At 51.8% G+C, this 12988-nt stretch carries 16 protein-coding genes and 1 pseudogene; 7 read left to right on the plus strand and 10 right to left on the minus strand.

What is annotated here, in order from left to right:
- The first annotated feature begins 23 nt into the window (after nt 1–23).
- Complete coding sequence (locus tag AB4O12_RS04100; RefSeq protein ID WP_460060410.1) at nt 24–623, plus strand: hypothetical protein; 600 nt, start codon at nt 24–26, stop codon at nt 621–623.
- Complete coding sequence (locus tag AB4O12_RS04105; RefSeq protein WP_460060411.1) at nt 578–2275, plus strand: hypothetical protein; 1698 nt, start codon at nt 578–580, stop codon at nt 2273–2275. Before AB4O12_RS04100 ends, AB4O12_RS04105 begins: the two co-directional genes overlap by 46 nt.
- A gap of 15 nt (nt 2276–2290) precedes the next feature.
- Here the strand turns inward: AB4O12_RS04105 and AB4O12_RS04110 are convergent, their stop codons facing one another.
- From AB4O12_RS04110 to AB4O12_RS04120, 3 genes are all read right to left on the minus strand, one after another.
- Nucleotides 2291–2743 carry a hypothetical protein gene (locus AB4O12_RS04110; RefSeq protein ID WP_460060412.1) on the minus strand — a complete coding sequence of 151 codons (453 nt, stop codon included), beginning with the start codon at nt 2741–2743 and terminating at the stop codon, nt 2291–2293.
- A gap of 192 nt (nt 2744–2935) precedes the next feature.
- Entirely contained in the window at nt 2936–3280 is a 345-nt protein-coding gene (locus AB4O12_RS04115; protein WP_460060413.1) for a hypothetical protein, read from the minus strand.
- The gene (locus AB4O12_RS04120; protein WP_460062379.1) at nt 3229–3522 is read right to left on the minus strand and encodes a helix-turn-helix domain-containing protein; all 294 of its coding nucleotides are present in this window, start codon (nt 3520–3522) and stop codon (nt 3229–3231) included. Before AB4O12_RS04120 ends, AB4O12_RS04115 begins: the two co-directional genes overlap by 52 nt.
- 298 nt (nt 3523–3820) lie before the next feature.
- Here AB4O12_RS04120 and AB4O12_RS04125 point away from each other — a divergent pair, with 298 nt between their 5' ends.
- From AB4O12_RS04125 to AB4O12_RS04135, 3 genes are all read left to right on the plus strand, one after another.
- Entirely contained in the window at nt 3821–4102 is a 282-nt protein-coding gene (locus AB4O12_RS04125) for a hypothetical protein (protein ID WP_460060415.1), read from the plus strand.
- Nucleotides 4103–4268: 166 nt separating this feature from the next.
- Nucleotides 4269–4766, plus strand: a complete 498-nt coding sequence (locus AB4O12_RS04130) for a hypothetical protein (protein WP_460060417.1) — start codon at nt 4269–4271, stop codon at nt 4764–4766.
- A gap of 685 nt (nt 4767–5451) precedes the next feature.
- Nucleotides 5452–5910 carry a hypothetical protein gene (locus AB4O12_RS04135; protein WP_460060419.1) on the plus strand — a complete coding sequence of 153 codons (459 nt, stop codon included), beginning with the start codon at nt 5452–5454 and terminating at the stop codon, nt 5908–5910.
- An 87-nt stretch (nt 5911–5997) separates the two neighbouring features.
- Here AB4O12_RS04135 and AB4O12_RS04140 read toward each other — a convergent pair whose 3' ends face one another.
- Nucleotides 5998–6966, minus strand: coding sequence for a toll/interleukin-1 receptor domain-containing protein (locus AB4O12_RS04140; RefSeq protein ID WP_460060420.1), 969 nt, complete (start codon nt 6964–6966; stop codon nt 5998–6000).
- A gap of 400 nt (nt 6967–7366) precedes the next feature.
- Between AB4O12_RS04140 and AB4O12_RS04145 the strand changes: the two genes are divergently transcribed.
- Nucleotides 7367–7717 carry a hypothetical protein gene (locus tag AB4O12_RS04145; protein WP_460060422.1) on the plus strand — a complete coding sequence of 117 codons (351 nt, stop codon included), beginning with the start codon at nt 7367–7369 and terminating at the stop codon, nt 7715–7717.
- Nucleotides 7718–7735: 18 nt separating this feature from the next.
- On the opposite strand, the pseudogene AB4O12_RS04150 reads toward AB4O12_RS04145, so the two are convergent.
- A pseudogene (locus AB4O12_RS04150) lies at nt 7736–8116 on the minus strand (DUF4113 domain-containing protein); the annotation flags it as partial.
- Nucleotides 8117–8157: 41 nt separating this feature from the next.
- Entirely contained in the window at nt 8158–8736 is a 579-nt protein-coding gene (locus tag AB4O12_RS04155; RefSeq protein WP_460060424.1) for a helix-turn-helix domain-containing protein, read from the minus strand.
- Between the two features lie 28 nt (nt 8737–8764).
- On the opposite strand from AB4O12_RS04155, the gene AB4O12_RS04160 reads away from it, so the two are divergent.
- A complete protein-coding gene (locus tag AB4O12_RS04160) occupies nt 8765–9226 on the plus strand; it encodes a Rid family hydrolase (protein ID WP_186567015.1) in 462 nt (153 codons plus the stop codon).
- On the opposite strand, the gene AB4O12_RS04165 is transcribed toward AB4O12_RS04160, so the two are convergent.
- The 4 genes from AB4O12_RS04165 to AB4O12_RS04180 form a co-directional block, all read right to left on the minus strand.
- Nucleotides 9223–10230: a LysR family transcriptional regulator gene (locus AB4O12_RS04165; RefSeq protein WP_460060426.1), complete on the minus strand. Its 1008-nt coding sequence runs from the start codon at nt 10228–10230 to the stop codon at nt 9223–9225. The genes AB4O12_RS04160 and AB4O12_RS04165 overlap by 4 nt on opposite strands.
- 363 nt (nt 10231–10593) lie before the next feature.
- Nucleotides 10594–11100: a metallophosphoesterase family protein gene (locus AB4O12_RS04170; RefSeq protein ID WP_460060428.1), complete on the minus strand. Its 507-nt coding sequence runs from the start codon at nt 11098–11100 to the stop codon at nt 10594–10596.
- 113 nt (nt 11101–11213) lie between these two features.
- Nucleotides 11214–11708, minus strand: a complete 495-nt coding sequence (locus AB4O12_RS04175; protein ID WP_460060429.1) for an SLATT domain-containing protein — start codon at nt 11706–11708, stop codon at nt 11214–11216.
- 184 nt (nt 11709–11892) lie between these two features.
- On the minus strand, nt 11893–12930 hold the full coding sequence (locus AB4O12_RS04180) for a DUF2971 domain-containing protein (protein WP_460060431.1): 1038 nt from the start codon (nt 12928–12930) through the stop codon (nt 11893–11895).
- Between the last annotated feature and the right edge of the window lie 58 nt (nt 12931–12988).

A 12988-nucleotide genomic window follows, 5' to 3' on the forward strand; every position in this document is an offset into this window, starting at 1 on the left:
TACTAACTGGAGTGTTTTACCGAATGGAAATGCCAGTCATCAAGGGACGCGTGCACAAAGCCTACGCGTTGGGTGTTATGCGGCTCTTTCAAGCCAGGATGAAGTTCGGTTTTTGGCGTTCGCGTCACGGCATGAAGTTGATTGCCATTACTTTCTTAGCCGCGGTGGCTGCAAGCGTCCTGTTGACACCATTTCTGCAGACTCTGGCAGGGGGCTTCTTCAGTAAGCAAGAAAACCTGGGAGCATTAAAGAGCCTTCTGGGTGGTGTGGGATCGGCGCTGATCGGCGCCGCAGCGATTGCTTTCTCGATCATCGTGTTCGCGATGCAGACAAATGTTGAGCGGATGCCTCATGGGCTTTTCAAACAATTCAGTTCCGATCGCCGGTTGCTGTGCTCCTTCATGGGATCGTTTGTCACTGCGATCGCAATAGCGGGCATATCGTTGATCCCGGATGCGAGTTGGGCGATGCCCGCGATACTCACTGCCATTTGGGGTATCGCCGTAATCGTGCTTTTTTTCTGTATGCGTACCGTCGAGCGCTCCATCTCATTAATCCAATGGAGCAGTTGCGCATCATGTCGAGCACGGTTAGTCGAGACTTGCGAAAATGGAGCCGGCTAGCAGATAACGCCAGTATCCTATTGAGAGAGGGGGTTGCTCCGGCGGCCAAGGCGGTCGGTGAGGAGATCCAGTTGGACGAATCGAAAGCAGCTTTTTACCAAGCCAACCCACAATGGGTCACCGTCACCCACCAAGCGATCCACTACGGCATTTCATATGCGAAGCGCTTTGCAAGCCAAGGCGATTACGAAGTTACTGATGCTGCTTTCCATCACCTGATACTAATTAACGCGGCTTACTGCGCTGCCAAAAACGGGACATTTATTGGTGGTCACGGCTTTTTTGCCGCGTCAGGTGAGAGTGACCAGACGATAAACACTGCGCTTGAGCAATTGAGGCAGATGATGCATGACGCGCTTTCCAAGGGGGATGAGCGACTCGCAGAAAGCACAGTCCGTGCGTTTGGCGGGCTCTATGGGGTTTACCTGGGCATCGATTATTCGGGACGAGAGCGGAGTAAGCATCACGCTCTGCTTGCCTCTAACTATTTGGGGTCAGCAGTTGAGTCTGTCGTGGCGCACAACATGCCTGATCTGATGATGCAAGGCATTCGAATAATGGGTAAAGCATCACAAGTGGCTCTCAAACACATGCCCCCCAACGACATCGGTAACTTGGTAAAGAAGATCGGTACGCTTTCTTTGGTGGGGGTGGTGAAAGCGAGTCATCAACCTGTCACGCTGACCGGCTTCGAGCAATTAGCCGGCCTCACCCTCGATCTTCTAGTCAAGAGCGAGCGTGATATCGGAGCCCTTGTCAGTATGCTGCGTACAGCAGTGACGACAGTTTCGAAAAGCTTTCTAGGGACTGCCGATGAAGGGCTCTCATCCAGCCACAGTATGACGCTCGGCCCGTATTATTCGGGCACTAGCGTTGCGTCGTTTAGATGTCAGCTTACTGCCTTGGTGAATGAATTATTGCGAGCGCCTGAGGGGCACGAACAGGCGTCCAGAATTATTGCAAATATCGAGACTTGGGCGGATCAGATCTTCGTCGTGCACAAAGAGCTCCTGCTAGTAGCCGTACAGAACCGATCTCAATTCACATTTGATGCTATTGGCTGGGCTACCGACATTTCGGCGCTGCTAAGAGCCCTCGCGGATGCCCCAGCTTGCCCGGAGCGTATGCAGGATAGACTGAAACGTCACGCGGGTTGGCTAATCGACACGCTTTCATGGATTCCAGATGACAAGAATTCCGTGACCTTTGTTGAGAATTTCGCGCTAACCGAATGCCTGTTTGAGGCAGCGTTGGAAAGCTTCAGGCGTGGCGATGATGACCTCTATACCAAGTCCAGAAGACTCTTATTAGGGTGGGGAAAAAAAGGTGGTAGGCACGAAACCGGGTGGGAGATTCTGGAGTCTGTTGTGAAAGGGCTGACAGCTTTGGCACTCGTCGATGAGGCCGAGGGCAGTTTGATCAATCTTAAGGTCGAGCTCAGCGCGATGCTCGCTAGCGAAAGAGCTCCCTCTCAAGAAATATGTCAACGAGTGGCTGGTCGCTTAACCGAACGCGCTCAAAGTCTCCGAGGCGATTACGGATTTCGTTCCATTGATCGTGTTCTGGGCCAGCAAACGCCGAACCGCGTGCGTGAGTCGCTGCTTGAGGTAGCGCAAGTTTTAGCCGGTGAGCCGCTGCCGGCGGGGCTATAAAGGGTTAGGCAAGTTTCAGTCCAGCACTTGGCTAACGACCGTCTGCGCGTGCCTCATCAGCCGGCTGGACATGTTGAACAGGTCGAAAGCTGTCACTTGGTGCTTTTCGCCTAAGTCAAAAATTTCGTCCAGCTTGTGCTCCTTGCCAGTACCCGGATCTGGATACCGGCCTGCCCAGCTAACGAAGTGGCTAAGTCCCAGCAGAATGGCTTTGTCTTTTTTTGAGAGGTCAGGTAGGGACGAGGCCAAGTCATCAAGGCGATGATGCATGGTCTTCTTGCCCATCTGGGTGTAACTCTCAATCCCGTTCTCGACGATGATCATTGCCTTGAGACTGACTTCGAGGCTGTAGCCAATAAGCATCAAGGCAATTGCGCAATATTGACTCTCACAGACCGCGCGGACAAACAACGGCATCTCTGCAAAGCTTTGCTCCTTGAGAAGCACTGCTGACGCCGCCTCAGGCATAGCATGCGCTGAGTCATCCAGAGCACTGGGTCTTCAGCTGTTCGCTCAAGGGCGTAACGGACGGATCGATAGGTAGCCGGCGTATAAACTCGCGGTCTCCCATTTCATAGCACCGAGCGCGCTATGTGCAAAAGGGTCTTGAGCAAAGTTTTCTCTTCCCGGAGGGAGCAAGGTACGTTGTCTAGCCATGTTTCAGGGACGTCCTTTGAGTTTTGATTGGCTTGTTGAGACTCTGGCATTGAGGTCTTCAGCTGGCATCGACCGTTCCCAAAGAAAGCCCACTGTTGATCGACTCATCCCGAGCCGTCTCGCAGTCTCTGCTTTGCTCAAGCCAATTTTTTTGCACTCCAGCACACCTTTCAGCTTGATCAGATTCACTGGTCGAGCGGCAGGCCGCTTCACAAGATCAAAACCGGCAAGATGCGTTGCGATATCTGCGTCGCTGACGCGTTCTTGAAGTGCCTCCAATTCCACTGCGGCCTTTGCTAGCAAAGTTGAGGTGGAAGTCTTGTCACTGGCCGAGAGAACCAATGCCATGAAAGCCGGGGGCTCATGCCGAGAGCCTCCGCGAGTTCTACAAATTTATCGATAGTTGGGCTGCTTTCGGCATTCTCGATTTTGCTCAGGTACGTGCGGGATGCCGCATGGGCAAGGTTTTCCTGAGTGAAGCCTAGATTCCCTCGAACTGCTCGAACGACCGCTGCCAGTGCTGGCTTCAACAAGATGATGTCCTCAAAAGAGAGGATGTAGCCATGTTGCCGTGTACAGTTACACGTCATATGATGTATAAAACTGAACAGCTTGCTGTCGGTGGTCTTCCTTGCACTGGCCAGAGCAATATCCGGAGGCGTGGCAGGACACGGCGGGCCAGCATGCACAGCCCTGGGTATGGTTTTGCGTGCGCAGCGTGACTGCGGTTGGAGGCTCACTCAGTTCATCCAATTATTTACTAAATCGCACTGGGTACTGCGGGTCTACTGGAAGGCAGGTCGGAGTAATCGCTCGTCGTTCGTATAGTTTCATCAATTGTCGAGAATCAAGCAGATGTTCAATTGTGATTGTGCGCGAGACCGCCGGATGGCCGAGGAACACCAGGGCGCCTTGCAAGGTTTGCCTCCAGAGGTCGTTCGGGCTCAGCACGTCGACTGGTCGGTCGGTGTCGACGCATTCCTTTTCGGCGCCGCGAGAGTGGGGGAGCGTTATGTCGCGCTTGTCTACAACGACCAATCGGGAGTGTCGAAAAACGGTATGACAATCGCGACACCTCCCGTGCGGTGCATCGCCGAGAAGGACGGCTTCAAGCTGGTTCGCAGTATCGGAGGAGATCACTACGTGATCACAAGCGAGCACGATTGTTGAAAGCCTAAAAGCTCCGACTGTCTTTTAGCCCCATTGGGAGTCGAAAAGGACAATAACCCCAACTTCGTTTTCAAACGTGTACCGCATGAACGACGCCATCAGGAGGGGTTTGATGGGGATTCAGATAGCCGCGCCTCCCGAAAACCGGAGCGCTTAAGGATGAAAAATGGCTGACCTCGAAAAAATAACCGTGACGATCAAAAATTATGACGTCCAGGCGCAAGGCGATCTTGATGCTCTTTACAGTCGGGTGCGACTTGAAGATGAAAAAGGAGAAACATTCTATTTCAAACAGGTGGTCGTTCCGAAATACCTGAAAATTCATGGTGCGATGGCGACCGAGACTCCACGAACTTGGTATTTCAAGAGAATCTCGAAAAAGACCATTGTGGTGCTGGCTTTTGAAAACAAAGCTGGAAAAGTTGAATACGATCTGGACGACATCCGATTGATCGCTAGATCGACAATATTGAAAGGCGTTGTGTTCTCGCTCGGCTCAATTCCTGCGGCCATCATTGCTGCTACGGCCACATTCGGTCTTGGGTTAGTGATCATGCCTTTGGGCCTCTGGTACGGATACAGGAACATTTTCAAGCTTCCAGCGATGCTGAGTCGCAAGACACTCCTTAATGATTTTGCGCAGCACGGAATCAAAGTTCGTTAATTTCCGCGAATGTCGTTTGGATATGTGTTTCGGCTGCGGTAGTCGAGAGGCCGCTAACTTATGAAGCTGACCTCCCTGTCTCCCGTCCGACCTTTGCTTGGGAGGCGTAGCCTGGACTTGCAATCTATGGATACGGCTGACGGACAACTGCGCAGCACCCACTCAACTAACTATGAGTACTTACGTGCTCCCAGGGGAGTCGTGATGAGTGATATCTGGCTACGAGAACGAGAACGAAGGAAGGCGCTATGGCGGCTCGCTGAACTAGTACCAGGCGATCAAAGCGCACGAGCGATCCTGGAACGATTGGATGAGCTTGAACGACTTGATCATGAAGTTCCATTGAGCGCCTGCCATCTCGACCACGCTGAGCTGGTTCGGCTGCCTAGGGAGGCTCATCCTGTAGGATGCTGGATTATTCGGGACTCAGATATCCCAGAGCCTTGGAGATCCCGCTTCGCGGTGGCTCTGGGGCCAGCAGGTCGCGTAGAGGCAGGATTGTATTGGCATGATTGGACTGATTTTCTAGAGGCTTGGGCGCGCGAAGTCGCGCACGTGGAACAACATCGATTGGCACTCGATGACGAGTAACAGCAATTTCCCGAATGCCCGCGATGTTGCTCCAGTGGATCAGAATGGTCTCTTGAACGTGGGAAGCAGGAAATTAGTCCGCAGGAGGAGAATGATGGAGCAGCACGTAAGAACGCTGGGCCGTGACAACCTGTCAGAACTCGAATCTGTTGAAAGACTAGTGACGTCAATTGGCGCAGAAGCATTTGAAGCGGACGTCCGACGTCTATCGAACCTGCACACCGTCGATACCGAGTCAGCTATCCAATCGATCAGCCGCCTCACCCATCCCTCCCTAATCGGGATGAGCGAGACACCCTTCCGAATTTTCCAACGGCTGTGTGACGACCTAGTGTTACGAACGCCGGCGTTGCTTCAGCGTCCAAGTTATCGATGCAGAAATGGTGATAACACAGCAGTCCCTTTTGAACTCTGGTTGAGCATCGTTCGGCATGCCCGAGAGCATTTTGACCCAGCAGGGTTGGATGCGGATTTTTTGGTCGCAAGAATACGGGAGGGGCATTCGAGCAAGGGAGCCTTCGATGCTCTTATTGCTTCGAAGCGCCCCAAGTGATGGGAGACATTGACTCCAGGCGATAAGCACCCGATACGCGTCTCGCCTCCACTCCATCACCAAGTCTCTGTGGTTGGCCAGGAAAGGTTATCTCTCGCGTTGCAAAGGCGTGATGACGATTCCCCAGAGCGCCTCCGCAGCACCTTCTTGAGACAGCTTCTGGTCGTGTCCGGAAAAGTGAGACATGCCCAGAGTTTTCAAGTACAGGGTCTGATCATCAGCGTTTACCGAAAGTGACTCGTTGTAGCTGTTGCCCGCTAACGAATCGCCTTGGCTGTAATAAATCCCGGCACCCAGCTGACCTCCCGTAAACACCGTCCCCCTAGCAACGTCCCGTCCGTCCTTGTAGATGACCGCAGAAAAGCGATTGGCGTCGATTCGACGATACACACCTTCATAGCCAGGATTACGAGCTTGAAGCTCTTGTAGTGAGTTCTCGAAGTAGCGAGCGATGTATTCGAAGGTGTCCAGCAAGAACTGATCTTTGTCCCGCTGGGTGAAGCTCTTGGCGACTCTAAGGTTACTCGACCGGGGGGCAGTGGCCGGTAGCGGGGAGAGCGGCAGTGGAATAGTTGGCGCCGAGCGCGCGATTTGCGGTGCAGGAATGGGCACATCCTTGCGGCATCTTTCTGCAGCTTTGCGTACTGCCTGCGCTACTTGCAGGAAAGCTACATCGCGGTCAGGCCACAGGGTGACGGGTTTACCATCCTCAGGCGTGGCAAGTAGCTTACCGAACGGAGCATGATGCCAATCACACGCACGCAAAATCACAGGGATGACGATCGCTTCCTTTGCGGCGTGGCGCTCCATGGCGCGAGCCATCTCGATGTTGTAGCAATAATCAGAGGCGATGAAGTCCGGGCTGACCAGGAGAAGGATGATTTCGTCGCTGTTGATGTGGTTGTCAATGGCTGCATCGATTTCTTGACCAGCGCCGATCCTGCGATCATGCCAAGTGTCGATAACGCCTTGGCGCTTGAGCATCGATAGCTGTTTTTCCAGCTGATCACGAAGCGCCTCATCGGCATGGCAGTATGAAAAAAATACGCTTGGCAAGATCGGCGCTCCATGGATTGGTGACGGCTTAGATCTTAGGGGCTGTCCGATGCCGAAGTACAGGCCTTAACTTTCCCATGTAGGACAACGTGCAGCGTGTCGTGCGATTCATAAAGCGCGAATTGTCATAGCTCTGGGAATCGATATATTGGGAGGGATTCTAAGTCACTTCGATGCGTTAGCTTCGAGTAGCGCTTCTTTTAGAGCTGCGAGTGCGCACTCCAAACGGCGATCTTCCCGAGGATCGCCACTTGCAGGCTTGTGCGATTGACAGTGATGTAACAGGGCCTCTAGGTCGTTTTGGTTAAGGTCGAATTCGATTTGCATCAGCTTGCTCTCTGTAAGTGAGGGGCGACGGGTTGAAAGCTAGGCACTGCCCGAGGAAATTAATGAGGTTAGCGTGCAGGATGAGGTAGCGAATCTGCTTTGGGAACAGTCGTGGCAGGTCTTCGGCGAATCTCTGAGCAAGGTATTAAGTGAGGCCTTTACTAGCTACAAGCGCAGCGCCGGCTACGATGAGATGCAGCGCTTGTACCCGAGCGCGGTAGGTGACGAGGCTTTTCAAGTTTTGAGACAAGCGCTAATCCAGCAGCGGCCCAAGGTCAATGGTGAGAGCTCGCACGCTTATGTTGAATTGCGTGGTCGCCTCAAAGAGCACGTTGAGCAGTACTTACTTCGCCGCCTCGTTCTAGGTAATCAGGTCGCACCGGCGCTCCGAGATGCGCTGTTTGCTGCTGATTTGGGCGTGTGAGGCTGAAACATTCGCTCATTACTTAGCAATGACAGTCCACAGCTGGTTAATCTTCGTCATATAGCTCTGGCTCATCAGTTCACTGCGCATCGCCCAACCAGGCGCGGCAGTCACGCTGGCTAAACGCAGCACTCCCTGTCCCCAGCGACTATTGATCTCATCCAGGACACCCATCACTTTGTCCGCAATCACAGGCTGCGAATGCGCAAAGAGGTCATCAGTGAATTCGCCAGGCTGTCGCAGATCCATCAGCAAAATCTCGGCTTTGCTGTATTTGTAGCCCGATCGGAAGAGGCGATTGACCGCTTCGGTCGCAGCCTTCGTCGTCAGCCTCACGTCGTTGATCGGATACGGCAATTCTACCAAGGCGCCGTTCACATACGTCACCTCCTCGGGGTTAGACCTGCAGACACAACTGCCACTATATGAAGCTCATCAAATCACAGCGCAGGCGATTGATTGTTCTGTTTCCAAGCCCTCGGAGTCACACCTTCGGTTCGCACGAATGTTCGACAGAAGTGAGACTGGTCAGAGAAGCCACACTCCAGTGCAATGTCCGCAAGTAGCAATCTCGAAGTCCGAAGCAGCTGCTTGCCCCTCAAAATCCGCTGCTCTCGCATCCATTCTTTAGGTGAGACAAGAGTGCTTTTTTTAAACTGACGGGTGAAATGGCTGCGCGATAGCGCACACGCCTGTGCGATAGCTGCCACGGAGATATCTGCGTCCAGGTTATCGAGCATCAACTGCTTGGCGCGCTGGATCTGCCAAGGTTTCAAGTGTCTGAATTGTTTAGCCAAATCCCTAATTGAGGACGCGCATGTTTCGTTTTCCATCCTGATTTCTTTTTCCCAGTAGCCGGTTGATAAGCTCAATCCAGCGGTCAGTCGATGAGAAAAATTTAACGGAAGGCGCGTCGTGATGGGGGCGCAATTTTGCGTTGCTGAAGGCGCAAAAATGCGCCTTTCCAATAGTGTTTCCAGTGCTAGCCTTTGCTTCCCGACAACTCGAATCGACGTCATTCGATCCGTCATCTGCAAGGAGAAAGCAATGGCTGCTTCACAACCGCACGGCAAAAACACCGCTTACTGGGGCGTCTCATGGGAGGAGGGCTACGGCTACCCCCAGGCCAGAAAAGTTGGAAACGAGATCTATATCTCTGGTCAGTTCAACCACGATGAGGAGGGTAACCTGGTTGCTCCCGCACCTTTGAATAGCGAGGGCAAACCCAGCGATTTCTCGTCGATAGGAGAGCAGATGCGCGTCTCCTACGACAACATCGCCAAGTTGCTCGCGCTCTATGGAGCAACCCTTGATGATGTCGTCGAAGAAACGCTCTACGTCTTGGATATGGACGCGGCATTCGCCGTGGTAGGTGATGTGCGCAAAGCCGCATATCGCACTGAGCGGCCCCAGTGTGCGAGCAATATCATCGGTGTATCCAGGTTGGCTCAACGTTCACAGCTGATTGAAATTGTCTGCAAGGCTGTCATCGGATCTCGCGCTGCCTAAGAGACGCTCCCGGTTTCGCCCTGCGCAACCGGGAGATCCAGCTGCCCTTCGATCAAAGGCTTTTGATGCGCTACGGCTGCTGCACAAAAAGTCATGAACGCCTTTACTCTCCATGACTTTCGAATGTCCTGGTGCGTGAGCAGCCAGAGCTCATCCTGTAGTTCGCGCACAACTGGCCCGACGCGTGTTAACCCAGGCGTAATGTCTCCCAACATGCATGGGAGAAACCCATAACCAAGGCCTGCCGCAATGGCGACGCTCGCCGCCGCGACTGAGTCGGTGCGATAAGAGATACAATCGGCGCTGACCCTGTCTTCGACGTAGCTTTTGGCCTTCAGTCCACATAATCCTGCGGAATACGATACCCACGGTTGGCCTTCTGCGAACGGGATAGTAGTCGCTTGTTTTATGCTGCCATAAGGCGCCCATGCAATCGAAGCGAGCTTGCGCCCGACGAGACTTTCGGCAGGTTTTTTGGTCGCTCTCACCGCTACGTCAGATTCATCGCGAGCCAGACTTAACGTCTCGTTGCCAACCAGAACCTCGATGGCAATTCCTTCATTAAGCGCCTTGAAGTCGGCAATGATCGGCGTGAGAAAATACAGCAGCAGGGAGTCACTCGTCGTGATCCTAAGCTTTCCAAGTAGCCCTTGACCTACCCGAGAAACTCTACGCGTGACGCTCACGATATCAAGCTCTACGCGTTCGGCGAGCGCCCGTAACTCGATGCCTTCTGGCGTGAGCATGTACCCAGAGCGACGGTGGTCAAATAGGGCGACCCCAAGTGTCTTTTCCACTTGAGCCACGCGACGCGATACGGTGGATACATTGATACCCAACCGTTTCGCTGTCGTGGCTCTATTACCGCATTCGCTTAGCGTTTTGATGATTCGCAAGTCGTCCCAAGAAAGCTGACTTACAGCATCGCTTAAACTCTGGGTGACGCCGGTTGGTACGGGCGGTGTGGTTGGAGCTTTTTTTGATGATGGTTTCACGCCAAGCATCCCAAACTTAGGTTGCTCATCATACGAAATGGCTGAAGGCGAACCAAGGAATCACGTGCACAGGCGGAACTTGCCCAAGCAAACTGTGAGGATGCCTCGGTTATATAGGTTGGTGTCAGCTGATGGGTTAGTCCTTTATTTTTTACCATGCCCCCTGACACCTTTGCGTGCAGCTTTCATTCATTCTGCTAACGCTTAGAGAAGCCAGAGGCGCTTCGCGAAGGAACGATGTTCGGCCACAGACGATTGGTGTCGTATCTGACTTAACCTGCGATGGCAGCGTGGCGCCAAGGGCGTTATTCAGCATTTTTCAGAGGCTGGCTGCCTCCTACAAAACGCTGCGGAAACTGTTGGCGCTGTAGATTATGCGTGGATTCCCTGGATCGCGGTAACCGTAGTGATTTCAGCGGGGGGATCCAGCAGGGAAATCAGGCGCGGCTCGATGCTGTCGGGTTGTATGTCGAGAATTGCCAGCGTGACCGGCAATTTGAAACGCCTAGGGCCGGCGCTACCAGGGTTCACGTACAGACGATCGCCGCGCCATTCGATGCGCGGTTTATGGGAATGGCCGGTGATGATGAGCTTTATGTCTGGATCTAGATCGGCGGGCACGTCGGCGATGTCGTGGATTAGGAGGGTGTGCCAGCCGTTGAGCCTGCAGATCAGACGGTCGGGAAGGTCTTTGGCCCATGGGCTGCTGAGATCGTTGTTTCCGCGCACGGCGTGGACGGGAGCAATTTTGGATAATTGGGCGAGGATGTCCGGGTTGCCGATGTCGCCGGCGTGGATGATCAGGTCACAGCCTTGGAGCGCGCCGATGGCTTCGGAGCGGAGGAGATTGTGAGTGTCGGATATTACGGCGGTTTTCATGGCCAATTCTCCGTGGACGTTTCGGGTAGGAGTGACTGCTTTCGGCCAATAGCGGACGCTCGAGGGTGCGAAATTGCAAACCGAACTTCAGTTCTTCGTCTTAAATAAAAATTTTAGTTGCTCCAGTTTGACAGTTGGGCAGGGTTGGCGATTTTTTTATGGATCCTCCGTGGAATGTGCGGAGCCTCCTCTGCCAATGCATCAAGACGAGAACGGACGTTGTGTATTAGCTCCTGAGTTATTGGCGTCGCTAATCCGATCTGTTCAAACTCTCTTCCAATGGAGTTATATTTAGACCCCGCAGTCCTGTGTTTTTCTGCTTTTTCCTGAGAAGCCATCGATGCCGAAAATGTTGCTAGGACTGCTGCTAAAATACTAAAAAAACCAAGCATTATCTGCAACCATAATGCGGGTTGGTTCTGCAGCGTCGCGAACACAGTGGTACCGGTTATAGCAGACAGCACTGCTGCCGAGCCAGATAATCGCGCGTGCATTTTAGTGTAGTATTCAGCAGATTTGTAATGCCCAACGGCTACTGTACTACACCGTGTATACCATTTTCTCAGCAGCTGTTCGGTGTCAACTGGTAGCTCAAGATCCACTGACATATAACCCCCTACAAAGTAACCTATAAATGGCAAAGCCGGCCTAATCGTATTGCACTACTAAAATCAAGATCTGAAGCTTCTCGCATCATTCCAACTTGTAGTACTCAAGTGGCTGCCATCGCTTAACTAGCATAAAATATTACCGATTCCTAGTTATAGGGAAGCGGGTTAATGAGAATTCCACTCAGAGTATAGGGTCATAGGAAAAATTTCCGTTTTCGATAGCCATTCCTTCCCCTCTCCTCCACCTATCCAATCGATCTGCATACTGCGCACTACCGGGCTTCAATATTGACCCCATCAGATATAAATCAAGATCTACAATTTTTACAGCCCTAGAACTGGGGCAGATCTCTGCCTGTTGATAGAGAAAATCAAAAACATAGGTTTTTCCGCCCTGAATATTTTTGTATTTATCTAGCATTTTATGACTAATAATATTTCGTATTGCTTCTTTGTCCTGTGATGACATTCGCGCACCGAATATTATTCCAGTAATCTGACTGAAATCATAATAGAACAAACGTTGCAAACTGTTATAGGCCGAGCAGCCGGAAATCCACTTAGTGGGCTGACGCAACATTAATCTGCATTCTTGCTCGTACTGCCAGCACTTATTTTTGGTAAGTAATTGCTCTCTAGTTTTTTTATGATACTCCAGCCTTGATGATTCTGAGTCGAAGCTATAGCCCGTGTAGATTACTGGTAGCAATGAAAATGCATCTATCGGATGAAGCTGATCTTTGTAATTGATATCTTCGATTTCGAAAGCAACACTAACAGATGAGAGGTGGTTTGTTGCAACAGCTAGTGAGTCTTTTTTTCTAATTGGACACTGATTTAGGCAGCCATTTATCGGTCTATAAGTCAGACAAAATCCCGTATGACTCGCGGCATAGTGAGACCACATCAACATGTCTGAATTTGTTCTAGATAATGAGATGGAGTATCCCGAGCCAGGGGCATAAAGGTTTAGCAGTGCCAATAGGTGTTCCAGCGAATTTTCAAGCTTGGAGAGTTCCATGAGTGAGACGTGCCTATTACTGAAAACTCGCTCTATTATTTTTTCTTTATGAGTGTGAAAGTCGATTATTAACTGCTCATAAGAAACTGGACCTATCTTTGTTAAATAAGCCGCAGCAATTTTTGCTTCATGATCATTCTCCCATAGACTTGTTAGTATTCGTGTCCAGTCGCCTGAAAATTCAAATTTTGACTGCATGTCGATAGGGTCGTTAAGCTCTTCCTTTGAGGCGAAATACCATTCATCGTAAAGTAAG

This window comes from Pseudomonas sp. S2_A05 (assembly GCF_054668485.1).